Annotated in this window: 23 protein-coding genes; 13 read left to right on the forward strand and 10 right to left on the reverse strand. The window is 36.9% G+C overall.

Annotation, left to right across the window (positions count from 1 at the left end; translation table 11 throughout):
- Positions 1 to 12: 12 nt before the first annotated feature.
- Genes ABMA76_RS05120 through ABMA76_RS05140 form a run of 5 tightly spaced genes read right to left on the reverse strand, consistent with a single transcriptional unit; the run spans position 13 to position 5138 of the window.
- On the reverse strand, positions 13 to 1233 hold the full coding sequence (locus tag ABMA76_RS05120; protein WP_392912575.1) for an aminotransferase class V-fold PLP-dependent enzyme: 1221 nt from the start codon (positions 1231 to 1233) through the stop codon (positions 13 to 15).
- Positions 1233 to 2474, reverse strand: a complete 1242-nt coding sequence (gene sufD / locus ABMA76_RS05125; RefSeq protein WP_392912577.1) for a Fe-S cluster assembly protein SufD — start codon at positions 2472 to 2474, stop codon at positions 1233 to 1235. Before sufD ends, ABMA76_RS05120 begins: the two co-directional genes overlap by 1 nt.
- A 15-nt stretch (positions 2475 to 2489) precedes the next feature.
- Positions 2490 to 3248, reverse strand: coding sequence for a Fe-S cluster assembly ATPase SufC (sufC, locus tag ABMA76_RS05130; RefSeq protein WP_392912579.1), 759 nt, complete (start codon positions 3246 to 3248; stop codon positions 2490 to 2492).
- Between the two features lie 29 nt (positions 3249 to 3277).
- Positions 3278 to 4711 carry a Fe-S cluster assembly protein SufB gene (gene sufB, locus ABMA76_RS05135; RefSeq protein ID WP_392912581.1) on the reverse strand — a complete coding sequence of 478 codons (1434 nt, stop codon included), beginning with the start codon at positions 4709 to 4711 and terminating at the stop codon, positions 3278 to 3280.
- Positions 4704 to 5138 carry an RrF2 family transcriptional regulator gene (locus ABMA76_RS05140; RefSeq protein ID WP_393061037.1) on the reverse strand — a complete coding sequence of 145 codons (435 nt, stop codon included), beginning with the start codon at positions 5136 to 5138 and terminating at the stop codon, positions 4704 to 4706. The genes sufB and ABMA76_RS05140 overlap by 8 nt, the downstream gene beginning before the upstream one ends.
- A gap of 208 nt (positions 5139 to 5346) precedes the next feature.
- Here ABMA76_RS05140 and ABMA76_RS05145 point away from each other — a divergent pair, with 208 nt between their 5' ends.
- The gene (locus ABMA76_RS05145; protein ID WP_392912586.1) at positions 5347 to 6195 is read left to right on the forward strand and encodes a rhomboid family intramembrane serine protease; all 849 of its coding nucleotides are present in this window, start codon (positions 5347 to 5349) and stop codon (positions 6193 to 6195) included.
- Here the strand turns inward: ABMA76_RS05145 and ABMA76_RS05150 are convergent.
- Complete coding sequence (locus tag ABMA76_RS05150) at positions 6149 to 7414, reverse strand: pseudouridine synthase (protein WP_392912588.1); 1266 nt, start codon at positions 7412 to 7414, stop codon at positions 6149 to 6151. The two genes, ABMA76_RS05145 and ABMA76_RS05150, sit on opposite strands and share 47 nt — an antisense overlap.
- 24 nt (positions 7415 to 7438) lie before the next feature.
- On the opposite strand from ABMA76_RS05150, the gene ABMA76_RS05155 reads away from it, so the two are divergent.
- Positions 7439 to 8041: a DUF938 domain-containing protein gene (locus ABMA76_RS05155; protein WP_392912590.1), complete on the forward strand. Its 603-nt coding sequence runs from the start codon at positions 7439 to 7441 to the stop codon at positions 8039 to 8041.
- A 4-nt stretch (positions 8042 to 8045) separates the two neighbouring features.
- Here the strand turns inward: ABMA76_RS05155 and argS are convergent, their stop codons facing one another.
- The gene (gene argS / locus ABMA76_RS05160) at positions 8046 to 9812 is read right to left on the reverse strand and encodes an arginine--tRNA ligase (RefSeq protein ID WP_392912592.1); all 1767 of its coding nucleotides are present in this window, start codon (positions 9810 to 9812) and stop codon (positions 8046 to 8048) included.
- Positions 9813 to 10003: 191 nt separating this feature from the next.
- Here argS and ABMA76_RS05165 point away from each other — a divergent pair, with 191 nt between their 5' ends.
- A complete protein-coding gene (locus ABMA76_RS05165; protein ID WP_392912594.1) occupies positions 10004 to 10309 on the forward strand; it encodes a hypothetical protein in 306 nt (101 codons plus the stop codon).
- Here ABMA76_RS05165 and ABMA76_RS05170 read toward each other — a convergent pair.
- Positions 10306 to 10743 (reverse strand): GNAT family N-acetyltransferase, encoded by a 438-nt coding sequence (locus ABMA76_RS05170; protein ID WP_392912596.1) that lies wholly within the window; start codon positions 10741 to 10743, stop codon positions 10306 to 10308. The genes ABMA76_RS05165 and ABMA76_RS05170 overlap by 4 nt on opposite strands.
- A gap of 151 nt (positions 10744 to 10894) precedes the next feature.
- On the opposite strand from ABMA76_RS05170, the gene ABMA76_RS05175 reads away from it, so the two are divergent.
- From ABMA76_RS05175 to ABMA76_RS05185, 3 genes are read left to right on the forward strand one after another with little or no spacing between them, the layout of a single operon-like run.
- Positions 10895 to 12760: a hypothetical protein gene (locus tag ABMA76_RS05175; protein ID WP_392912598.1), complete on the forward strand. Its 1866-nt coding sequence runs from the start codon at positions 10895 to 10897 to the stop codon at positions 12758 to 12760.
- Positions 12753 to 13583: a mechanosensitive ion channel family protein gene (locus ABMA76_RS05180; RefSeq protein WP_392912600.1), complete on the forward strand. Its 831-nt coding sequence runs from the start codon at positions 12753 to 12755 to the stop codon at positions 13581 to 13583. The genes ABMA76_RS05175 and ABMA76_RS05180 overlap by 8 nt, the downstream gene beginning before the upstream one ends.
- 32 nt (positions 13584 to 13615) lie before the next feature.
- The gene (locus ABMA76_RS05185; protein ID WP_392912602.1) at positions 13616 to 13996 is read left to right on the forward strand and encodes an MAPEG family protein; all 381 of its coding nucleotides are present in this window, start codon (positions 13616 to 13618) and stop codon (positions 13994 to 13996) included.
- Here the strand turns inward: ABMA76_RS05185 and ABMA76_RS05190 are convergent.
- Positions 13980 to 14918 carry a CoA transferase gene (locus ABMA76_RS05190; RefSeq protein WP_392912604.1) on the reverse strand — a complete coding sequence of 313 codons (939 nt, stop codon included), beginning with the start codon at positions 14916 to 14918 and terminating at the stop codon, positions 13980 to 13982. The genes ABMA76_RS05185 and ABMA76_RS05190 overlap by 17 nt on opposite strands.
- Positions 14911 to 16977, reverse strand: a complete 2067-nt coding sequence (locus tag ABMA76_RS05195; RefSeq protein WP_393061039.1) for a thioredoxin domain-containing protein — start codon at positions 16975 to 16977, stop codon at positions 14911 to 14913. The genes ABMA76_RS05190 and ABMA76_RS05195 overlap by 8 nt, the downstream gene beginning before the upstream one ends.
- A 171-nt stretch (positions 16978 to 17148) precedes the next feature.
- On the opposite strand from ABMA76_RS05195, the gene ABMA76_RS05200 reads away from it, so the two are divergent.
- From ABMA76_RS05200 to pheT, 7 genes are all read left to right on the forward strand, one after another.
- Entirely contained in the window at positions 17149 to 18078 is a 930-nt protein-coding gene (locus ABMA76_RS05200; protein ID WP_393061041.1) for a lytic transglycosylase domain-containing protein, read from the forward strand.
- Positions 18079 to 18163: 85 nt separating this feature from the next.
- On the forward strand, positions 18164 to 18853 hold the full coding sequence (gene cmk, locus ABMA76_RS05205) for a (d)CMP kinase (RefSeq protein WP_392912609.1): 690 nt from the start codon (positions 18164 to 18166) through the stop codon (positions 18851 to 18853).
- Positions 18850 to 19917 (forward strand): glycosyltransferase family 9 protein, encoded by a 1068-nt coding sequence (locus tag ABMA76_RS05210; protein WP_392912611.1) that lies wholly within the window; start codon positions 18850 to 18852, stop codon positions 19915 to 19917. Before cmk ends, ABMA76_RS05210 begins: the two co-directional genes overlap by 4 nt.
- Before the next feature lie 10 nt (positions 19918 to 19927).
- A complete protein-coding gene (locus tag ABMA76_RS05215; RefSeq protein WP_392912613.1) occupies positions 19928 to 20950 on the forward strand; it encodes a bifunctional heptose 7-phosphate kinase/heptose 1-phosphate adenyltransferase in 1023 nt (340 codons plus the stop codon).
- A gap of 1 nt (position 20951) precedes the next feature.
- Positions 20952 to 21464: a DUF4416 family protein gene (locus ABMA76_RS05220; RefSeq protein WP_392912615.1), complete on the forward strand. Its 513-nt coding sequence runs from the start codon at positions 20952 to 20954 to the stop codon at positions 21462 to 21464.
- Positions 21465 to 21566: 102 nt separating this feature from the next.
- Positions 21567 to 22628 carry a phenylalanine--tRNA ligase subunit alpha gene (gene pheS, locus ABMA76_RS05225; protein ID WP_392912617.1) on the forward strand — a complete coding sequence of 354 codons (1062 nt, stop codon included), beginning with the start codon at positions 21567 to 21569 and terminating at the stop codon, positions 22626 to 22628.
- Between the two features lie 22 nt (positions 22629 to 22650).
- On the forward strand, positions 22651 to 25077 hold the full coding sequence (gene pheT / locus ABMA76_RS05230) for a phenylalanine--tRNA ligase subunit beta (protein ID WP_393061043.1): 2427 nt from the start codon (positions 22651 to 22653) through the stop codon (positions 25075 to 25077).
- Positions 25078 to 25559: the final 482 nt, after the last annotated feature.

Genomic DNA, 25559 nt, shown 5'->3' on the forward strand with positions numbered 1-25559 from the left:
TGCCCTAGCTTCCTATAGGAAGTTGATGGCCTTATGTAGTGCTTTTATAAAATTATCAATTTCTTCTTTTGTATTATACAACGAGAATGAGGCCCTTGCAGTAGCTGTGATTTCGAACCTTTTCATTAAAGGTTGAGTACAGTGGTGACCCGTTCTAATTGCAACACCTTGGCGATCTAAAAGTGTTCCAAGGTCATGAGGGTGAGCGCCTTCAACAACAAATGATAATACCGAAGCCTTCTCTTTTGCCGTACCTATTAGGCGAACCTTTTCAACCTCAAGAATTTGTTGTGTTGCATAGTCGAGAAGTTCTTTTTCATAGTTTTTAATAACATCAAGATCACAATTTACAATGAAGTCAATTGCTGGCTTAAGGCCAATACCACCTGCTATATGAGGAGTACCTGCTTCAAACTTATGTGGAAGATCGTTATATGTTGTCTTTTCAATTGTTACAATATCGATCATATCTCCACCACCTTGATAAGGAGGCATTGATTCAAGAAGCTTCTCTTTACCATAAAGAGCTCCGATTCCTGTTGGCCCAAACATCTTGTGAGAAGAGAAGGCAAGGAAGTCGCAGTTTAGGTCTTGAACATCAATTTTCTCATGAGCAATTGATTGGGCAGCATCAACGCAGAAGTAAGCTCCATTGTCGTGTGCTAACTTAATATACTTTTTGATATTGTTAACTGTTCCAAGGCTGTTTGAAATATGGGCCATGGAAACAAGTTTTACATTACCTTCTTCGAGAAGCTTAATATAGGCTTCTTCATTGATGTCACCTTCATCCGTAATAGGGATCTCTCTTACTTTTGCACCAATCTTTTCGGCCTGAATTTGCCAAGGAACAATATTTGAGTGGTGCTCCATTGTCGAGATTAGGATGACATCATCCTTTTTCAAGTAGTAAGGAACGAAAGAGCTTGCAACTAAGTTTAAGCTGTCTGTTGTTCCTTTTGTGAAGATGATCTCACATCTCGAGTTTGCGTTAATCAGAGACTGTATTGCATCGCGAGTTTCTTCATACTTAATTGTTCCAAATTCGCTTAGGTAGTGAACACCTCTGTGAATATTGGCAACATCATGTGTGTAGTGCTCATTTATAGCATTGATCACATTGATATGCTTAAGAGTTGATGCAGCATTATCTAAGTAGATAAGCGGCTTATCATGTACTCTTCTTTCTAATTGTGGAAATTGCGCTCTAATAGCGTTAATTTCAAAGGCCATTAAGATTCCTTTTCCATTTCATCAAAAGCATTTTTTTCAAATGATTCAAATAGAATATCACTTAAGAATTTTTCAATTTTCTCATCTTCAATCTTTGTAATCGCATCTGAACAGAATGCGTGAATTAGTAGCTTTTGCACGCGCTCTTTTGATAGGCCACGTGATTGAAGGTAGAAAGCTTCTTCGTCACTCATTTGTCCTACGGTTGCACCGTGGGCACATTTAACATCATCAGCATAAACTTCAAGCTGTGGACGAGTGTCAACGTGTGCACCTTTAGATAGAAGGAGGTTCTTATTTAACTGCTCCGAGTTTACAAGTTGAGCGTCACGACAAACAAGTACCTTTCCTGTGAAAACACCACGGGCCTTATTGTCTAGAACTCCCTTGAAAAGCTGAGAGCTATCAGTTCTTTCTTTAATATGTGAAATTAGAGAGAAGTTGTCAGTGTGCTGGTCACCTCTAAGAGCGTATAGGCCATCAACACTTGCTGTCGCTCCGATTCCATTTAGTCGAACTCTCATCTCGTTACGTGATTTCTTTGCACCTGTCGTGAAAGTAAATGACTTAAAGTGAGCGTCTTTTGCAAGGTCTGCATTAACACTACTTACATGGAATGCATTAGCGCCATCAGTTTGAACTTTAACGTGACTTACATTTGCACCATCTGAAACTTTAAAATTTGAAACAGCATTAATATTGTAGGCCTTATCACTTCCTGTAAAGATTTCAACAAAACTCACTTTGGAGAATTGATCAACGTTTACGTGAATACGTGGTAGAGCAAATTCACCGTCAAAGTCCGAGATGTGAACAATTGAAATCACATCATCAACACTTAGATTTTTAGGTACATTGATTTCAATAATGTTTTCAACTGCTGAAGCATTAAGCATGGCAAAAATATCTGTTTGATCACAATTTGCTTCATTTGCGACAAGTGCCTTTTGGTCTACTGTTACTTCTTCTGGAAAGAATGAATCAGCCTTCGAGTATTGCCCATTAAGCAGAACAATCTGGTACTTACCAGCTACCTTAACATTCTTAAGCATTGCTTTTTCTGTGGTTACAGCAAACTTTTCAGGTAATACATCTGTAAGCTTAGTATAGATCCAGTCTTCCATTTTTGTATGTGGAAGTCCGCGGGCCTTAAAATTTCCTAAGGCTTCTTTATTTGAATCTGACTTTGCGTATCTCGCTAGGTCATTTAAATATTGGTCTGTTAATTCTTGGATATTCATTATTAATCCTAGTCCTTATTTTGTTAACCAGTCGTAACCTTTTTCTTCAAGTTCAAGAGCTAACTCTTTTCCACCTGACTTGATAATTTTCCCGCCACTTAGTACGTGAACATAATCAGGAACGATATAGTCTAGTAGTCTTTGGTAGTGAGTTACAAGAACGATACCATTGTACTTTGACTTGATAGCATTAACACCTTTTGCAACAATTTTAAGAGCGTCGATATCTAGACCAGAGTCTGTCTCATCAAGAAGAGCAATCTTTGGATTTAGAACGGCCATTTGAAGAATTTCATTTTTCTTTTTTTCACCACCAGAAAAACCAGTGTTAACAGGACGGTCTAGGAATTCTTCTCTCATTTCAAGAAGCTCTAGCTTTGGTTTTAGAAATTCTCTGAATTCTTCTTTTTTCATTTCGGCAGCACCTTGAGATTTTGATACTTCGTTAAATGACTCAAGAAGAAAATCAATGTTTGATACACCTGGAACTTCAATAGGGTATTGAAAACCTAGAAAGATACCATTCTTTGCTCTTTCATCTGGTTCAAGTTCTAGTAGGTTTGTTTGCTTCCCATTGATATTGTAATCAATTGATCCGCTTGTTACTTCAAATGATGGGTGACCAGCGATTACTTTTGATAGAGTACTCTTTCCTGAACCATTAGGTCCCATGATTGCGTGAACTTCACCTGGTTTAACTTCAATAGAAATTCCCTTTAGAATTTCTTTTTCTTCAACTCTTGCGTGAACATCTTTAACTGTAAGTAAGCTCATATTTTTCCCTTTATATATAAATCTAAATTTTATCCGATTGAATTTTCTAATTTCATCTCAATTAACTTTACTGCTTCAACAGAGAACTCTAGTGGAAGCTCTTTAAAAACTTCACTACAGAATCCATTTACGATCATTGAGATACATTTTTCCATATCCATTCCACGTTGCTGTAAGTAGAAAAGCTGATCTTCAGAAATCTTTGAAGTCGAAGCCTCGTGCTCCACAGTTGCCGTATTATTCTTTACGTCAATATATGGGAATGTATTTGCAGAACACTTAGAACCAACAAGCATTGAGTCACATTGAGAGTAGTTCTTTGCACCAATTGCTGAAGGCATAACCTTAACGAGTCCACGGTAATTATTCTCAGAAGCTTCTGCTGAGATACCTTTTGAAATAATTGTCGATTTTGTGTTCTTACCGATGTGAATCATCTTTGTTCCAGTATCGGCCTGCATTTTGTTATTAGTTAGTGCAACTGAGTAGAAAGCACCCTGTGAGTTATCACCAATTAAGTTACAAGAAGGATACTTCCAAGTGATCGCTGATCCTGCCTCAACTTGTGTCCATGAAATCTTAGAATTCTTTCCAAGGCAGTTACCACGCTTTGTTACGAAGTTGTAAATACCACCCTTTCCTTGCTCATCTCCGGCGTACCAGTTTTGAACAGTTGAATACTTAATTTCTGCATCATCAAGAGCAATAAGCTCAACGATAGCAGCGTGAAGTTGATTTTCATCTCGTTGAGGAGCTGTACAACCCTCAAGGTAGTTTACGTAACTTCCTTTATCGGCAACAACAAGTGTTCTTTCAAACTGACCTGTCTCTTTTGCATTGATTCTAAAGTATGTTGAAAGATCCATTGGACAAGTTACACCTTCAGGGATGTAAACGAATGATCCATCAGAGAATACTGCCGCATTTAGTGCTGCATAGAAATTATCTGCAGGAGGAACAACCGTTCCTAGGTACTTCTTCACTAGTTCTGGATGCTCTTGTACTGCTTCTGAAATTGAGCAGAAAATAACTCCAACTTTTTCTAGTTCTTCTTTATATGTTGTCCCAACAGAAACTGAATCAAATACTGCATCGACAGCAACACCTGAAATTCTTTTTTGCTCTGATAGAGGAATTCCTAGTTTTTCAAAAGTCGCTAAAAGCTCTGGATCAAGATCATCAAGGCTCTTTGGTGCACTCTCTGTCGACTTTGGGGCCGCATAATAGTACAGATCCTCAAAATCAATCTCTGGAATTTCTAGTTTTGCCCAATTTGGCATTGGCATTTGTTTCCAAAGACGAAATGCCTTTAGACGATATTCAAGTAACCACTCAGGCTCATTCTTCTTTGCTGAAATCATCCTTACGATGTCTTCATTTAAACCCTTTGGGAACTCTTGAGTTTCAATGTCTGTAAAGAAGCCATACTTATATTCTGACTTTGTTAATTGTGTATCACTCATGTGTGAATCCTGCCTTATTTATTAATAACTCTTCAAGCGACAAGTTAATCAGCTGGTGATTAACGTGAGAGTTAAGCTTTTCTATTGGTGTAATTAATTCGCAATTTAAATATTTCGTACATTTGCCCTTAAGAGCATCACAATCAGATTCTGTAATCTTTCCTTCAATTGAATTACTTACTTCAAAGAGATTGATTTCAGATAGGGGACGGCTAAGATAGTAGCCTCCTTTTATACCTTTGATTGATGAGAGTACTCCGTATCCATTTAGCTTTTGCATAACTTTAGATACTGGGTCAAAAGGCATCTTGTGTATGTCACAGATTTCTCTGGCCGAAGTGAGATTTGCGGCGCATGTGTGTCCATGCTCTTGCATATGCTTTAGAGCTGTCAGGGCATATTCTGTTTTTTTACTAACTTTAAACATGCTTAACACACCTATATTGTGACGAGTTAAATACCTTAGGTATCACCTTTTATTAATAATTTACGTTATGACTTTTAAATAACGTAAAATAAGTCAAAAAACAACTTATTTAACTCCATCTTAGCAAATATATAGGTCGAATCACACCACAATTCCATAATATTTATGTAAGATCGACTTTTATCAAGCTTTGTAGGAAAATGGTCTTATGAGTGAACATGATTCGGAAATTAACTTAAAACGCCTCAAGTATATTGGTTCTTTACGTGATGAGTCGATCGTTGCCCAAATTGAAGCACAACTAATTCGTCAAGGTATCCATATTACAAAAGAATATGAGAACGACTTCTATCATTTATTTGTAGTGGACCTAAATCAATTGCAAGAGGCCCGTGATGTTTACCGCGTCTACATTGGAGGGGTCAAACCAACAAAGGTAGATAAAAATTGGCAATATGTTCAATCATTAAGTATGGGACCTACGACAATTATAATCTTGGCCTTTTGTGTAATCGTCTTCATCTTTGGTTGGATTCTAAAAAATGAAAACCTCTATTATCTCTTTCTCTTTTCGACTTCTAAAGTTGATGCCTTTGCGGATATTAATAAAGGTGAGTACTGGAGACTTCTTTCTCCTGCCTTTATCCACTTTGGCTACATCCATATCTTCTTCAATATGTTGTGGTGGAAAGAATTAGGTAAGCTCATTGAAGTAACAAAGGGGAGTGTATTTTTATTTATACTTTTACTGTTTACTGCAATTTCTTCAAATATCCTACAGGCCGTAATGTCGCCTGGAATGTTTGGAGGGTTATCTGGTGTGGTTTACGGCCTACTAGGTTTCCTATGGCCATACTCAAGATTGAATCCAGGTTTTAAGTTTAAGCTTCCAACATCTGATATTGTTCTCATGGTGGGATGGCTCTTCTTAGGTTTTTTTGATGTTTTTAACTTTAAGATGGCCAATTGGGCCCACGGTGGTGGACTTGTGAGTGGTGCTATTTTAGGTGTTATTTTTGCTTTGATGGATCGAAATCAGAATACTCACCAACCTTAAGATCACCTAATTTCACGTCACCTATAGCGATTCGAATTAACCTAAGGGTAGGGAAGTTAACCGCCGCACACATTCTACGAATCTGACGATTTCGTCCTTCTGAAATACGTACTTCAATCCAAGATGTTGGAATCGTCTTGCGTACACGCACTGGTGGGACACGTTCTTCAATTTGAAAGTCTATTAACTTTTTAACTTTTGCTGGCTTTGTCTTGTAATTGCCTTTGATGACAACACCACATTTAAGCTGTTCGATTGCCTCTTGGGTAATGTCGCCGTCAACCTGAACTAGGTAGGTCTTTTCAACCTTACTGTCAGCATTGGCCATTTGGTTCTTATACTTCCCATCATTAGTGAGAATTAGTAAGCCTTCACTGTCTTTGTCTAAGCGGCCAACAGGGTAAACTTCTTTTGGGAGCTTATAATCAATAAGACTAAGTTGGTCTCTGTGGTCTTTTCCAAATTGACAGAGAACATCGTATGGTTTGTTGAAGATAATATATTGGTGTTCTCCATTAGTTGCTGCTTCCTTAAAGCCTTCAAGCGTAAATGGAGGAGTAATTTCTAAGCAAACATCTTTTTGAGTAAACTTATCATAGAAGCTGAGTTTATAAGCACAGAGTCTTTGTCCACTTTGGTCTTTCGAGTTTGAATATATTGGGTCGCCGTAAATTGGATGTCCAATTTCTTTTGCATGGGCCCTAATTTGATGTTTTCGACCAGTTAGAATCGTAAACTCGACTAATGAGTACTGCTTATCAGTTTCGATAACTTTATAGTCTGTAATGGCCTTTTTTCCACCAGAGTTAACGACAACCATCTTCTCAATTCGACCTACTCGGTTTGCTTTTAGGAAATTTTCAATTCTTCCTTCTGGCCTTTTAAAGACTCCGCTACAGACAGCTAAGTAACTCTTTCTTATCCTTTGCGGATCATGAGAGCTAAAGAGTTCTTGAAGATATTTATTGGCCTCTTTGTTTTTGGCAAATAAAAGAATTCCAGATGTTTCGACATCAAGTCTATGTGCTAGAGTAAGGTACTGATCCTTTCCATCACTTCGATTTTTAAGAAAACTGGAAAGAGCATCTGTGCAATTGTCTCGAAAACGATCGAGAGTTTTATGCACAGGCCAGCCCGCCTTTTTGTTTAGGGCAATATAGTTATCATCTTCAAAGACGATATCATTGGCAGATAGACGGATTTTTATTCTTTTTTTCACTGAAAGTATTGTATCATGTTTACTATGAACGATTTACCAAATTCTGAAGCATGTGAAAGAAATAAAGGCCCTATTCTTGAGGTTATTACACCTTATTTAAGCAGTAGCGATAAAGGAGAGTTTCTTGAGATTGGATCTCTGACTTGTCAGCATAGTGTACACTTTGCTAAGGCATTCCCACAAATTGATTTTGTTACATCTGAAATTAGAGACAATCAAAATGTTTTAAAGACATGTTTATCTCATTACCAAAAGAGTTTACCAAACCTTAAAGGCCCTCTTGTTTATGAAGCTGGTTTTAATAAGCTTGAGACGGGAAAGAAATTCTATTACACAGCTAATACACTCCATATCATGCCTTGGAAGGCCGCAAAGACCTTTATTAAGGATTTGGCCACAGCAATGGATGAGAATAGCACTTTGTTTGTTTACGGGCCATTCAAGTATCACGGAAGTTTTACAAGTCCGTCTAATGAACAATTTGATGCTTTTTTAAAAGAGCGAGATGCTCAAAGTGGAATTCGTAATTTTGAAGATATTTGCAATAACTTCTTAAAGAAAGGTGTCTTTCTGAAAGAAGATATTGCAATGCCAGCTAATAATCAGCTTTTAATATTTACTAAGTGATGGATTACATTCTTTCCGGTACTTGGATTCCTAGAATACCAAGACCTGTTTTAATGATTTCACTTGTTGCATAAGCAAGCTCAAGGCGAGCTTTCTTAAGTGAATCTTCACTTGAAGCAATCGGGCAAGCTGCATAGAAACTATTAAATAATTTACCAAGCTCAAATAGGTAAGTTGTCAGTAGACTTGTTTTATTTTGCTCATGAGACTTAATTGCAACATCATTAAATAGTGATAGCTTTTGCATTAGTTCAAATTCTTTTGTTTCAACAAGTGAACTTGCATTTGAAAGCTCAAGAGTTTCGGATTTATCAAAGCCTTGTTTCTTAAGTAGTGAATTAATACGTGCATAGACATATTGAAGGTATGGCCCAGTGTCTCCATCAAGCTTTAACCATTCGTTCATATCAAAAACGATCTTACGATTATTATCAATTTTGATCATTCCATATTTAATTGCACCATTGGCAATCTTTGTTGCTGTTTCATCGATCTCTGACTGATCCCATTCACCAGCATACTTATTAAGGTAATCTTCCTTAATTTTATTTTCCATATTATTGATAAGATCAGTAAGGGCAACAATATTTCCTTTACGTGAACTCATGGCACCATCTGTCAGCTCAACCATTTCATATGGTAGGTGATAGCAGTCTTTGGCCTGTTCAAAACCAATATGCTCAAGAACTTTAAAGACTTGTTTAAAGTGGAAGGCCTGACGTGAGTCAACGATGTAGATATTATTCTTAACACCATATTCTTCAAATTTCTTAATTGCTAAAGCAACGTCCTTCGTTGAATAGAGGCCCGTTCCATCTGATTTTATCAGAATACAGAAGCCAAGCTTGTCGTCACTAAGGTCCATTCCAATAGCACCATCATCTTTGATAAATATACCTTTCTCATAGTATTCATTACAGATTTTTAGTGATGGAGCATCCATTTCTGATTCAAAGAACCAACGATCAAATTCAACATCTGCCCAAGCATATGTTTTCTTCATGAGATCAATTGACCACTGACGAGTCTCTTGCCATAGATCAAAGAATTCTCCCTCTTCTGCGTGAAGTTGCTTTAGGATCTCTGTAAGCTTAGTGCGGTTATCATCTTCTTTATCGCTTCCAAGCTCATTTTCAAGTTTGGTATTAGCTAGAGTGTAAATTCGTCCAAGCCATTCACCCTTATTCGTTTCAGGGATTGTGTCTTGATTATGATATTTTAAATACCAAAGGCATTTTGCTACGTGAGTTCCAGAGTCTCCTGGATACGTCACTGGGTGAACATCAACGCTACAGTATTGTTTAATTCGAACAAGAGCATTACCAAGACATAGATTTCTCATATGCCCCACGTGAAGTTCCTTATGAGTATTCGGTTGCGAGTACTCAATCATTGTTTTCCCTTCACCCTTTGTTAGTTCTTTCTTAAAGAATTCACCTGTGCGAATTTCTCCGATTAGACTTTCAAAGTACGCATCTGCTGTAAGGGTAAAGTTAAGATATGGGCCTTGTGCTTTAAGATCTTTTATAATTGAAGAGTTTGTTTCTAGGTCTACTTTTTCTAGAATTGCAGCTGCTATCTGAGGTGGGCCTTGTCTAAGGGCCTTGGCAAAACGAAATACAGGAAAAGCATAGTGGGCCATTTCAATATTTGGGGCCTGTCCAATTGATGAGTAAATCTCTTCTCTCTTAAACTCTTCATCTGGATAAGCAGATGAGAATGCATTTTCTAGGATATCTGTAAGTCTTGCTAAAATCGTATTCGTTTCCATTAAATAATCACCGTATTTTGCTGCGCTGCAGTCTAGTATATGTATGTTATCATCATATTATAATAAATAATTTACTAATTGTTTAGGAAAAGTAATTTCATATGTTCATTTCTACTAGACTTCTAATGATTATATTTAGCTCAATATATTTGGCTATAGGCACAGGTCTGCCTGTGTTGGCGGATGATGCTATGACACCGATTGAAGAGTTTCAAAAAAAGCAGCTAAGAGAGCAAAAAGAAGCGGAGGAATATCGAAAGTACAATACTGAATCAAGTATTGGTAATGGCCTTTTTAAGGGCCCAAACCTTATCTACTTATGTGGTAAAAGACGAAAGCACTTTGCCTGTGTTAATGATCTTTCGTTGAGAAATTGCGATATTCGAGAAGATATGAATTGTATGGTGATTCAAAAGTATAGTGGTCAAAAAGAATGCTTTAAAGGCCAGACTAAGTTAATGCATAAGTCGAGGATTGATTCGTATTGTAAGGATTAATTGATTTCACGAGACATTAAGATATGACGTCCAATTCCTTCAACATCAAACTCATCTCCAAATACCTCAAAACCAAGCTTTTCATAAAATGGCCTAGCCTCAATGCGGGCATTACACCATACTAAATTACAAAAGTTTTGCTTAATGATAGGGAAGGCAACATTTAGTAGCTCCCTTGAAAAACCTTGTTTACGGTGATTCTCAAGAGTTGCCATACCTTGTAGTTGATACTGATTATCAATATTAAAGTTTGGGTTTGGGTTAAAGAAAAAAGAAGCAACTGATACAAGGTTATTGTCGACAAATGCACCTAAGTGAAATGTATCAGATTCATTATCTCCAGTGAAATTATAGCTGGACTCGTTGCCTTCAATGCCTAACACTACGCGACGAATTTTAAATGTATCTTTCAAATGGATTCTTTTTACGATCATAGAGGGACTTTATACCAAACAAATGAATTTTTGTCACAATAAAGAAGCTTACCCCGTATTACCTGATCATCTAAGTTCAGATTTTAGTTTTTTTTACTCTTTCAATAATAATAGTTGTGGGAAAATGATCAGCTAACTCTATAATAGAAATATGAAATTTAGTATTATAAAGATTCAAAAGGCCGTGGCCGAAGCTTTTCACTTTTTAAATCAAGAACTCACTGGTGTTATAGCAACTATCGATAACTTTATTCTTGCTTGGCCCATGCGCTCATTCTTTTTATTTCTTGCCGTTATTATTGTCGTTCGTATTATTTTCTTTCTGATAAGAACTATTATGTTAAGAGGTGGAGAGAATAAAGTTGATGCACGAAAATATGTTTTCAGATTTTTTGACTTCAATTTGTATTACTTATTTGCTTTTAGTGCTTTAGATATTTTTAATCTCTACTTACTAAAATTCGAAAGAGAAGACTTTCAACTCTTCTTGCATGTTTTTAGAAATATCTTGGCCCTTTATGTTCTCTATATAAATATTGGCTACTTTCATAGCTTTCTTCGTTATAACTTTCAGGTCTACTTTAAAAAAGTGAATAGGGACTTCATTAAGGATAGCAAGAAGCTTCGCTACATTATCACGATTACAACTTTTTTCTATATCTTACTCTATAATCTATTTTCAGGATTTCTTGGACACAATATTATAACAATTATCTTCTTTGTTATTTATACAATCATCTTACTTAGGTATGACAACTACGCAGAGTTAATCCTCCCAAAGATTGTTCCACCATCAATGCTGTTAACAAAGAAGCATATTTCTAAACATGTTATTCGCTACCTTCTTCCAGTATTTCTCTATCTCTATACTTTACTCTACTCATTCTACCTAATGTTCTTTCTTGCCAATAATGACAAGGAATGGGCAAAGAATTTGTTGTCTGGAATTTTAGAGCAACATCTGGAAAGTCTTAGAGATGAAGTTTTTACTGATTATGATGTCCCAAGTGACTATATTGATATATTTAAAAGAGAAAATGGTACGGAGATAACAAGAAAGCCTGATCCTGCTGTTTTGGCCTATGAGCGTATCGATAGTTGGCTTAATGGTACAAGTAGTTCCTATCATCTCGCGTTTTCTGGTGAGTCGGGAAGTGGTAAGAATCACGTTCTTGATAAGATCTTAAAACGCTACTCTTCTGTAACATCTTTTAAACTAGATATAAGTGAAAAAATTGTTGAAGAGTCAGTGCTTTTAAAAAGGTTAGAAAATTTTGTCGACAAAGGCAGTGAAGAAGAGAAAAAATTTGTTATTGTTAAAAATGCACACAACCTCTTCTTATCAAAGTTTCATGGTTTTAAGGCCTTCGACGCTTTTTTTAAAGTTATCAATAGCTCATCAAAGAATGTGTTCTGGTTTACGGTTTGGAATAGTAATTCTTTAAATCTTATTAAGCATATTTACAATAAGTATGAGCTGTCTTCGGATACGATCTATATCAGGCCATGGAATAAAGAAGAACTAAAAGAACTTATTCTTAAGAGGCATGAGCCAACTGGTCTAGGTATTTGCTTTAACGAAGAGCTGTTTGAAATTATGTCCCACTTTGGTGCCGAAAGATCTCTTGAAAATGCTCAGGATATTTATTTTAGAATCTTAGCAAAGCAAACAGGTGGGAATCCTCAGGCCGCTGTGAATACATGGCTTAAGTCAATTTCTCATGTAAATGATAAAACAATTGAGCTACATCTTCCACAACGTAGGTCAATACACGAGATTGAAGCCTTAACAGACGAATCACTCTTTGTTTATTCAAGTATCTTATCTCATGAGCATCTAAGTTTTACTGAAATTATGGCCACTACCGACCTAAGTGAAAAAATTGTAAATTACGCACTTAAAACCGGTCTTGGTAAAGGAATCCTTAGTCGTGATGGAGAGTTTTATCATATTAGAAAAGATTGGCTAGTGGATATTAAGACGATATTATTAAAGAGGAATTTTATCTATGAATGATGCAGTGACTGATACAATTGCAAAGACGCAGAAGATGGCAAGTATCTTTGACTCTTTAAAACCTGAAATGATTTTAAGCTTATTAGTGGGCTTTTTAACTCTCTTTATCATTGTTAGAATTGTCTCTTGGTCTTTACAGTATCTTGCAATTAAAATCCCATTCTATCGCTTGTCGATACTTCAAGTTAATACAATCATAACCCATATGATTTATATCTTTGGTACTTTTTGGTTATTATATGTGACGCTAAACCCTAGTCAGGAGATGATCTATGCATTTCTTGGTTCAGGTGCAGTGGCCATTGGCTTTTCTCTTAAAGATCTTATTTCATCAATCATTGCAGGTATCATCTTAATTTTTGATAGGCCATTCCAAGTTGGGGATCGAATTCTATTTAGAGATAACTATGGTGACATTATCCAAATTGGTCTTCGCTCTGTCCGAATACAAACACTAGATGATTCGACTGTAACAATCCCGAATAATCTGTTCCTGAGTGAGAATGTTGCTTCAGCAAACTCCGGGCAACGAGATATGATGGTTTGTAGCTATTTTTACTTCAAGAATAACTGCGATATTGCTCGCATGATTTCATTACTAGAGGAAGTTACTTCAACTTCTCGCTATGCTTACTTGAAAAAACCTTTGAAAGTTGTGGTTTCAACAGAAAAATTTGAACATGGTATAGGTATAAAGGCGACAGTTAAAGCATATGTTCTTGAAACAATTTACGAGAAGGCCTTTGTGACGGATATTACGAAGAGATTCTATGAAGCTTTAAAAGAAGAGGAACTTGCCGATCAACTACTTTCTGAGTCATAATTTCTTATTCTTAAGAAAAGTAAGGAGTTGATATGGAAATGGAAATCTTTTTTCGCTATTGTGGTGTACTTGGACTGCTTTATGTAATTGTTACGTTAAATGTTATTCGCAACCGTTGGAAACATCGTGTAGGCCTTGGACACGGGAAAGTGGCCGATATGAATAAGGCCATAAGAATTCATGGGAATTTCTCTGAGTATGTTCCATTCATTCTTTTGTTAACTTATTTTGCAATTGAAAAAGAGGCGATCTCTCTAGTAGGGATTCATATTCTTTTATCAGCATTAATTATATCGAGAGTATCTCACTTTATTGGACTTACAAAGAGTGCTGGTACTTCATTCTATCGATTCTTCGGTACCAGCATTATTCTTTTATCTTTAATTGGAATCAGTATTACTTTATTACGTTAATACAAATATCGAGATCGCCTAGGCTGTTTCTTACATCCTGGGCAGTCATTGAGAAAAAAAGATCTTTTAGTCTCTTATGGATAGCTCCACTTGTTTCAAATCTCTCATCATCAGTTGAATCAAACTTAAAGGCCTCTTTAAACGATTGCCAAAACTTCTCTTCAACACATGCCATAACAACAAACTCACGATCTTTAGTCTGATAAATATTGTAGCAAGGGTATAGTCCGTTATGGAGAAACTTGTGATCTGTCTCTCTAATAGATTTAGGCCAGAAAGCATCAAAAACTTCTTGAGTTGACTCGTATAAGTAAGACTCAATGATTTGTACATCCTTAGTCTCTTGTGCCTTAAACATTGAACCTAGGAGATCAAAGGCCATTTTTTGTCCAAAGTTAATACCTGCAAGAGGCAAAAACGGAGGAGCGACATCTTCAATTGAGTTGATATTTCTTAGATGAAGACTTAGAAGACCTGTCATTGCTAGGGCATTTAAGTCATGCATATGGCTCATATGCTCTTTTGATGCCTTCGGAATAACGATTCCGTAACTGTGCTTTACTGTTTCTTCAATTGTTTTAACAGAGATCCCAAGCTTGTCTTGAATCTTTCCTGGAATTCCCATAATGATTCCATCTGCTTCAAAAACAAGTTTTTGAATCTCTTTAATATCTTCTTTACTTTTAAAATCGAAGCGCTTTACCGTTTTACATTCATTTAACTCTTCGTACCATTTTGGAAATGAGTTATCCATTTCAGCAAAGAGGCCATAGATAAAAGGATCTTTAAATTTTGCATCTTCGATCTTAATGACATTTGCGCCAAGGCCTGCAAGAAGTTTTCCTGCAAGAGGCCCTGGTAGGCGATGTGAAAAATCAATGATTGTTTTGCCTGTAAGTGGACTTCCCTGAGTATTACTCATTCGCTTGGCCCTGTGCCTGATTTGGCTTTAGAGTTTCAATAAAGCTGTCTAAGCCTTCTCCGGTCATCTCACATTCATTTGTTCCACAAATTTCCCATCTCTGTCCCTTATCTTCATGGAAGTCAAAAACAAATCTTGGTAAGAAGTAGCAAATAAATCCTGCGAACTCTTGGTTTTGAAGCCATTCTTTAGGACACTTAATTACCTTGTATGCATTTGCTGGATAGCTAAGTGCTCTAAGGCCTTCACCAGAACCTGCTGGGTTTTTCAGAACATCTTGAGTCGTATTTTCCATTAGTGGCTTAATCTCTTCAAGCATATCGATATCACTAAATAGAACACTCGCTCGTCTAATCAGTTTTATAAGAGTAGAGACTGGAGACTTAAATGACTGATCAAAACTTGTAAAATTTTGGTTTGGATATAGCTCCATATCATTGTCTCTTAAGGCACGAGTTTTAAGACGGCCATCTACTAAGAACTCTTTTAAGATAAAGCCTAGTGTGTCTTTTAGATTTGCTTTAAAGACTGGGTTACCACTTAGCTCATAAATTCTAAGTTGGGCCTCAGCAAAGAGAACATAATCTTCTAACAGAGAAGCACCAACTGGACGAGTTGTCGTGTGACGTAGACGCATTCCGTTTGGCGTTGTCTCTAGGAATTTCTTATATGTACCTTCCACAACACGGTTAAATAACATACTTGCCGCATTTCTAATGGCCGGAACTTGAGTGTATTGCATAACATCTGACAGTGCTGTGATCATATGGAAGTTCCAACTAGCAATTCCTTTGTTATCAGTCATTGGAGGAATTCGAAGCTTTCTTTCATTAAGAAGTGCTTTCTTTGCATTTCTAATGAGATCCCATGACTCACTTGTGAAGATCTCTTGTTCTTTTTCATGATTAATTGTTAATACATTGAGTCCTGAATCAAAATTACCTTTTTGAGTAACTCCAAACCAATCCTTAAGTTTATCAAGATTCTTTGTTAGTGACTCATCTTCTGTATCAAATCTTCCTAAAGCATCTTCAAACTCTTGCTCTGTGTAAGTGAAGTAAAGTCCTTCAACTCCTTCACTGTCAGCATCCTGTGCAGAGAAGAAGAAGTTTTCTTCTTCATTAAGCATTTCAGTTTTTAGATACTCAAGTGTGTTAAAGATTCCATCAAAAACAAGTGGTGAAGGGTAGAGCATGCTTGCTTTTGCAAGAAGCTTTAGAAGACCAGCTTGATCATAAAGCATTTTTTCAAAATGTGGAACAGTCCACTTATTGTCAGTACTGTAGCGATGTAGACCTCCACGTACTTGATCGTAAACACCACCCATTAACATTCTTTCTAATGATTTTACAATGTGCTCACCATGCTCTTTCTTTACAACGCCTTCAAGCATTTGCTCTATGGCCCACTCATAGAAAGCAAGTTGAGGAAATTTTGGAGCTTCACCAAAACCACCATTCTCCTCATCTTTAAATTTTTCAAGAACATCGAGTACTGAGTTTGGATGTGGAAAGTGACCTTGAAAGTCAACATTCTCTGGTGAGATGAAGCCTTTTTCAATTGCATCAAATGCTTTATTAGCATTCTCTGTAACTGTAGCATTATCATCTTTATATGCTCTAATTAGCTCAGATAAAACTTCCATAAATGGAGTTGCTTTACCCTTGGCCTCTTTTGGAAAATATGTTCCAACAAAGAAAGGTCTAAGGTTTGGAAGTAGGAAGGCGCTTAGAGGCCAGCCGCCACCATTTGTAAATAATTGGCACGCTTGCTGATAGTAGTTATCAATATCTGGGTGTTCTTCTCTATCAACTTTAATATTGATAAAGTTCTCATTTAGATATTTTGCAGTTTCTTCATCACAGAAAGACTCTTCTGCCATTACGTGGCACCAGTGACAAGAGCTGTATCCAATTGAAAGGAAGATAGGTTTATTTTCCTCTGTTGCACGAGAAAGGGCCTCTGGTCCCCAAGGATACCAGTGAACTGGATTGTCTTTGTGTTGCTTTAGGTATGTTGATGATTCATCTTTTAATCGGTTAAATCCAATATCTGTCATTCTTACTCCTCAAATTTATATATCTATTATGCGTGAAATATTTAAAAATTAAAGGATAACCTCCCAAAATCCTGTAATTAAATGAATGTTTTTGAAATTATTTCCGGCGCTTCGCATTATAATCTTCTTTTAACTAGACGAGCAGGTTCAATAGCGGTAAAAGACCATCATATGAAAGCACCGAGTGAACGATATAGCTCACATCTTGAACATTTCAGTACTTTTTGTACGAATGCAAAATCATTGCTCACGTTAGGACTTTGTGCCTTTGCGGCCGTGCTTTCTTTTGATTTCTTTTGGACTCCTACAAGCACAAACTTCCGTGACCTAGGTATCCTTTCATCAATAAATTCAAATAATCACGTTTATACACCTTACAATAGTTATAATTTCAAAGAGACTAATCCCTTCTTCAAAAGCCTACACCTTGGATTCCTTTCGTCGATTGATAAAAAGACTCTTGAGGACACATTAATTGCTCACATGGAGCATCCTATTAATGTTAGGGCCAAGAAATACATTTCATCACTTCTACACTTTGCTGAAGAAAGGCAACTTGATCCGCTATGGGTTATTTCAATTGCTTGGACAGAGAGTCATTTTAATCCAACTGCCCAGAGTTACGTAAAGGCCCAGGGGCTAATGCAAATTATGCCAAAGACAGGTGTCTTCCTTCATAAACTTCTAAAAAGATCACTTAATAAAGATGATATTATTGAGATTCTTCGTGTTCCCCACGTAAATATGGAACTTGGTGTATATTATCTTAGTCGTCTCTATAAGAGGTTTGGTCTTTATCGCTACGCAACAGTTGCTTATAATATGGGACCGGGGTTTGTGAGGCAGAGTCTACGTTTTAATCGTCCTGTTGGAATCAAAAACGTTTACTACGACAAAGTTAAGAAGAACTATAAGAAGCTGCTGGCTGCAGTTGAAACATTGAATAAACGATCACGCTCTCTGGGCGTCGAGTCAATCCTTCACAAGAATAATCACGAATTTGATCTTAATTATTACCTTGGAATGGATATCGTTCCAAACCTTGACGAAAAAATTGCTAAGAAAGAGCCTTCTAAGTCACGCTTTGCAAAAAACTCGTAATTCAGCGAGTCATCTTTTCAACTTCAAATAGCTTTTAAAAATTGCTATATTCATTCCTTATAAATTACACGAATAAGGAAGTTGTATGACATATTCATCAGTTATTGCAATTGATGGCCCAAGTGGGAGCGGAAAATCAACTGTCGCTAAGTTGTTGGCCAAGGAACTAGGTATCCTTTATATCGACACTGGCGCTATGTTTCGCGCCTTAGCCTTTGCTGCAAATGAGAAGGGAATTGACCTTCAAAACCACGCGGCAGTAGAATCATTTTTAAAAGAGATTAAACTCGAATACGGACTAGCTGACGCCCTTGTTAAAGTAGATGGTGTGGACCTATCTCAAAAGATTAGAGAACACCACGTTTCTAAGCTTGCTTCGATTATTTCGCAAATACCTATTGTGAGAACAATGCTTTTAGATTTTCAAAGGTCAATCGCAGATGAAAAAGTTTGCGTGATGGAAGGTCGTGATATTGGAACGATTGTTTTTCCTAATGCCTTTACAAAGTTCTTTGTGACTGCGTCAATCGATATTCGTGCACAAAGAAGACATGATCAGCTAATCGAAAAAGGTCAACATGATATCGACCTTGATCAATTAAAGCGTGATGTAAAAAAGCGTGATGATAAAGATATGGGCCGTGAAGTGGCCCCTCTTGTAAAAGCCGATGATGCAACTCTTGTTGATACTAGTGAAATGGATATCGACAAGGTGATTTCGACACTAAAAGAAAATGTGAAAATTCGTGCAAAAGAGGTTGGAATAGAGTTGTGAAATACTTAATCAGTCGCACAGACGCCATTGGCCAGAATATTCTTACAATGCCAATGGCCCAGGCCATAAAAGAAATGGATCCAAATGCGACTGTAGCAATTATCACATCGCCGACTTCAGTCATACTCTATAAAGATCATCCCTATATCGATAAAGTATATGTTCTGGATAAGAAGCGGTCTTATCCATTTAAGGTAAAGCGTGCGCTTCAGGTCTTCAATGACTTTAAACCTGATGTTTATCTCTACGCAGGTGGATCACAAACTCCAAATTTTGTTGCTTGGCTTAAAAAAGTTCCCTTTCGTGGAGGACATCTTGCGAAATGGCAGGCCAATTTCACCCTAAATCGCGGAGTTCGACAAATACGCTCAGAAGTTGAAGGACATGAAACCTTCTATAATATTGAGCTACTTCGTGATCTCGATAATTTTATTACAATTGAAGATAAAGAGTATATTCCTGAGTTTAACTTCAATGTAAACGAGAATGATTTCAATTCTTTTAAAGAACTAATAAAGGGAGAGGGCCTTGATCCTGAAAAAGAGATGGTCTTTGTTCACCCTGGTGTATCAAATAATAACCTGCCATGGCCGGCCAAGAATATTGCAACGTTTATTAAGCGTATTAATGGTATTTATCCTAATCGTTTTAATTTCATCATTTCTCATATCCCTTCAGATTTACGCTACGTTAATCCTGTTAGAGATGAGCTTAGAGATTATAATGATCAGAATATCTACTACTTCAATGGTAAAAAACGAGGCATTGTTAACTTTCTAAATATTTTAAAACACGCTACACTTTTTATCGGTCCAAACTCTGGTGCCACACACATGGCCGCAGCCTTGGGAGTTGCTTTAATTGGGATTTACTCGCCGATTAAAAGTCATTCTTCTTTAAGGTGGAAGCCAAAAGGGGAGACAGAAATTAAAACAGTTACACCGAATGTTGTTTGTGGAGAGTCTGATAAGTGTGCAGGAATGGATTGCCCTTATTATGACTGTATGGCCAAAATTGAAGAAGACAGAGTTATTGAAATAGCAAAATCAATTTTAAATAAATAATGGAAATACTATGACAAAATTAATTTCATCTGAACGTTTTAATACAATCATTGCCAACCTCGCCAGCATTAAGCCAATTCTTGTTGTTGGAGATGTTGGGATTGATAAATATACATCTGGTGTTGTTAACCGCATTTCTCCAGAGGCTCCAGTACCTCTTGTTGAAGTTCAAAAAGAATGGCACAAACTTGGACTTTCGGCCAACGTATCTGAAAACCTAAAAACTCTTGGAGTTAACTCAACTCTATGTGGTGTCATGGGTGATGATGCAAACGCAAATGTCTTAGAAGACCTTTTAGAAGAAGCAGGGCTTTCAACTTGGGGAGTTGTCCGTTGTGATGAAAGACCTACTGTTTTTAAAGAAAGAATCGTCACAGATCATCAACAAATTTGTCGTATCGATTATGAATCAAAGAAGCCAATTAATGCAGATGTTGAAAAAAGACTCATTGCTCGTATCAATGAACTTAAAGAAAACCACGGTGCACTTATTTTAGAAGACTACTCAAAAGGTGTTTTAACAGAATCTCTAATCTCTCGTCTTGTTAGTGAGTTCAAAGAGACTAAAAGTCTTGTGGCCGTAGATCCAAGTCGCACAACTCCTCCTCTATATTATAAAGGAGTCTCACTTCTTAAGCCCAACCACCTCGAGGCGAAACTAATGGCAAATCTCTTAGGCTATGCTCAGGAACTTCAGGTTGAAGAGATCGCAGAGATTCTTGTTGATAAGCTAGAGCTTGAAAAAATCATTATCACGCTTGGTGCGCGAGGAATGGCAATGCTTGATACTTTAGGTGATGGAAAGCTTCATATGATCCCTACTGTTGCCAACGAAGTCTACGATGTCTCAGGAGCGGGGGATACAACAATCTCGCTTCTCGTTGCATGCTTAGAGGCGGGAGCGAGTCTAGAAGAAGCCGCTTGGATTGCAAACTGTGGCGCAGGTGTTGTTGTTGGTAAGGTTGGAACAGCAACTGTTAATATCGAAGAGCTAAGTAACTACTACAATGTTTTAAAAGAGAAAATGAAGTAGAGTGAGTGATTTAAGAACTGCCACTCAGGCACTTGTTTTCTTTAGCGTTCTCTATCAAGAGGACAAAATTGGCCCAGGTGAAATCGTTAATCTACTTGGGCCAAGGTACTCTGATCCTATTATTTTCACCCATGACTTCTTTCCAATGAAGGATTATTACAGCAAAGAAATGGGGAGTCATCTCAAACGCTGCTTTCTTTTCTATCCTGATTCTCTTGAAAGAACTGAATTAGTAGATATCAAGAAGGAGTGTGATGCTTTAGAGAAGGCACATCTCAATGAGCTTGGTAGGACTTTCAATATTGATCCAGGTCTAATTTGCTTGGATCAAGTATTACTCTCAAGTGGAAAGCCATACTCTCACCGCATCTATTTAGGAGATGGAGTTTTTGCTGAATTAACTTATCAATTTCAAGGAAAGTCTTATGAGACTCTATCGTGGACATACCCTGACTATAAGCACCCTGAGATCATTTCTAAGTTCAATTGGATGCGCTCATTTTTATTGGTCTAATTAACTAATTACTGACCCTCCAAGTCTTGCTTTTTCGCACACCGCATGAAAAACTCCCAAGGTTATTATTGAATGTTTATAAATCGTCGAATAGGTGGGATTATGATTGATAAGCTAAATGAAGCTTATGGAAAGTTTCAAACAGAACTTGAAACATTAAATGCGCAACCGGAAGTGCTTTCACTTAAGTCTAGCTACTTAGGAAAGAAGGGGGCTGTATCTGAAATTTTAAAGTCGCTTAAGGATGCTACTCCTGAGCAAAGAAAAGAAATCGGGCCAGTTGCTAATGAAATTAAGCAAAATATTGAAAAGCTTGTTGCTAAGAAGCTTTCTGAAATTGAGCTAGCTCAGATTAATGAAAAGCTAAGTAAGAATAAAATCGATATTACTTTTACTGATGCTGTTAAATCTAAGAATAATAATCATGGTGGGCTTCACCCGAGAACTCTTGTGCAACAAGAAGTTGAAGATATTTTCTTATCTATGGGGTTTGAAGTATTAGATGGCCCACATATTGAAACTGAGTTTTATAACTTTGAGGCCCTTAATATTCCTGGAGATCACCCGGCACGTGATATGCAAGATACTTTTTGGTTTAAAGATGAAAAGTCGCCAGAAGGCAATAAGCACTTACTACGTACGCACACTTCAACGATTCAAGTACGTGGGATGCAATCTCGTAAGCCTCCTTTCCGCTTTATTGCTCCCGGGACAGTTTTCCGTTGTGAAAGAACAGACGCTTCTCACGAGATGGTATTTCAACAATTAGAAGGAATGATGGTTGGTAAGGATATTTCTGTATCTAACTTGATTTACTTCATGAAAGAAATCTTAACTGAGATCTTTAAGAAGGACGTGGAAGTTAGACTCCGTCCAGGTTACTTCCCATTTGTTGAGCCAGGTTTTGAGCTTGATATCAAATGTCAGGTTTGTAATGCAAAGGGATGCTCTGTTTGTAAGCAAGTTGGTTGGGTAGAGCTTCTTCCATGTGGAATGGTTCATCCAAATGTTCTTAGAGCAGGTGGAATTGATCCTGAAGAGTACAATGGCTTTGCTTTTGGTCTAGGGCTAGATCGTCTGGTTATGATGAAGTATGGAATTGATGATATCCGCCACCTTCAATCTGGTGATCTGAGATTTAACTCACAATTTAAAGAATATTAGAAAATAGTTTTAAGGAATTTATATGTTAATTAGTATTGATTGGATTAAAGATTTCGTTAAGGTTCCAGACTTAGACGCAAATGAAATCGGTTCAAAGTTCACACTAGCAACAGCTGAAGTTGAAGATGTTTTATCTGTAGGGGATCATCTCGAGGCCATTACTGTTGTTGAAGTTCTAGAAAAAGAAAAGCACCCTGAAGCAGATAAGTTAAATCTTGTGACTTTCACAAATGGTAAGGATCAGTTTCAAGTTGTTTGTGGTGCTGCTAATGTTCGCATTGGTATGCGTACTGCTTATGCTCCACTTGGAATTACTCTTCCTAATGGCCTGACTCTTGAGCCTAAGAAGATCCGTGGCGTTCTTTCTGAAGGAATGCTTTGTTCTGAGGAAGAGCTTGGTTTTGCTGAAGAATCACCAGGTATTATCGAACTTGATAAGATGTTTGATAACCCTGAGCTTGGGACAAATATGCTTACGCTATTTGGGCAAACAAAGGACGTATTATTAGACGTTGATAATAAGTCGCTAACTCATAGGCCTGATTTATGGGGGCACTTTGGTATCGCTCGAGAGTTTGCAACAATTTTTGATAATGAATTGCAAAATCCATTCACTGATTCGTGGACAGCTGATTTAAAAGCAAAGCTTTCAAGTGATGCAGCTCCAATCAAAATTAAAGTTGAAGAAGGCACTAGCTGTCTTGGTTATTTTGGTCTTAGTTTAGATAACGTAAAAGTAGGTGAGTCTCCTGCATGGATGAAAAGACGCCTACAAGCAGTTGGGCTACGTCCTATTAATAATATCGTTGATATTTCAAATTACGTGATGCTTGAGCTTGGAATTCCTCTTCACATCTTTGATCGTGAAAAGATTAGTGGTGATACAGTTGTGATTAGTTCACTTAAAACTGAAACTGAATTTACAACTCTTGATGAGGAAAAGAGAAAACTAGTTATAGGTGACACGGTTATTGGTGACTCCGAAAAGCCATTGGTTCTAGCCGGAATCATGGGGGGACTTAATAGTGGTGTTGATGAGAGTACAACTAAAATTTTTATCGAAGTTGCAAACTGGAAAGCTGCTGAAGTTAGAAAAACTTCAACTCGCTTAGGGCTACGTACAGACTCTTCTTCAAGATATGAAAAGACTCTTGATTCGCTAATGCTCGAAAGAACACTTTTAAGAACTCTTGAGTATGTATTAAAAGAAAACCCAGAAGCTAAAGTCATTGGTGATATTCAATACGATGGCCCTAATCTTTTAGAGATTAAGCCGGTATCAATTCCATCAAGTGCTGCTAAAATTAATAAGGCACTTGGTAAAGAAATTTCTTTTGATGAAATGAAAAGAATTTTTAATGCTCTTGATTTTAACATTGAGGGAACGCAAGAAAGTTTTGTCGCTCATATTCCAAGTTACCGTGCGACTAAAGATATTGAAACAGGTTCATGTCTAGTTGAAGAGATCGGTCGTATTATTGGTTTCGATAATATTGATCCTGTATCGCCTAAGCTTGATATTTCACCTGTTAAGTTGAGCCCTGCACAGAAGCTTCACCGTCGTATGAAAAACTTTATGGTTAATCATGCAAGTGCATTTGAAGTTATGACTTACCCGATGATTGGGCCATCACTTCTTAAGAAGGCAATGTACGAACATAAGGGTGGGCTTGAACTTATTAATGCTTTATCAAAAGATGCATCTCTTATGCGTGAATCACTAGCACCTTCTTTTCTAGAAGCTGCTGCTCAGAACGCAAAGAACTCTTCTTCTTTCAAGTTCTTTGAAATCGGCCGTACATACCACGCAAATGATAAAGACTTCGTAAAAGAAGAAAGTGTATTTGGTGCTCTGTACTTTGATAAAGAAGCAACACCATTCATGGATCTTCTTAACGATACAACTCGTTTACTTGATAGTGCTAATATTAATTATCAGCTAAACGAACGTAATCCTAAGTTTAAGAGTAACGCAATTAACGAAGAGTGGGCCGGTATTCATCCTTTCGAATTCTACAACTTAAGAATTCAAGGAAAGATGGATGGTGTAATCTTCTCTGTACACCCACTTGTTCTTAAGCAATTTAAGATTAAAGGAAATGTTTCAATCGCTCTCGTTAATATGAGTGCTTTTGAATCACGTGAACAAAAAGATAAAACAAAGTATAGTCCACTAGCAAAATTCCCTGGATCAACTTTTGATTGTACTGTTGAAGTAGACAATAGTGTTGCTGTTGGATCTATCTTAAATAGTCTTTCTAAACTTAAGATTAAAGAACTTGTTTCTACTTCTATTGCGGATATCTTTGTTCAAGAAGATAAGAAGTCTGTAACAGTAAGAAGTGAATTCTTAGATCCTAATAATACTTTATCAGGTGAGTTTATTACTGAAGCATCTAATAAGATTGTAGAGACGTTAGAAAAAAACGGATTTCCTCTGAAAAAGTAGTTAAATTTTTTACATAGTTACCGATGATAGAAGGCCACTCAGAGAGTGGCCTTTTTTATTTTTATAACGCTTCGAGATTTCAATAGTTTATAGAATTGGTAGAAGTTCAACCTACTGTTGAAATTAAGTATCATTAATAATCTGTAAGTATTTAATATTGTTATTAAAGTTTATGAAAAAAAAGTTAAAAAAAAGTAAAAAAACTATTGACGAAGTTGTTGGGGTTTCATAATATGCCCCTCGTTCCAAACAACAAACGAAACAAAAACAACGTTGCTAAAACGACATTGAATTTTTTTTCTTAATTGTTAAAAAAAGACTTTACATGTTGAACATGAACATATAGTCTCGGACAGCTCTTTAGACATTCAAATAAAGTAATAAAGATTTGCTGCTTAGGCAGTGAACAAGATGAGAAGAAATCCAAAATAAGTTTTAAACGGTTTTTGAAAGATCTGACGTAACTGAATCATTGAAGTTAC

It is taken from the genome of Halobacteriovorax sp. ZH5_bin.2, assembly GCF_043196375.1.
Lineage (GTDB): Bacteria > Bdellovibrionota > Bacteriovoracia > Bacteriovoracales > Bacteriovoracaceae > Halobacteriovorax_A.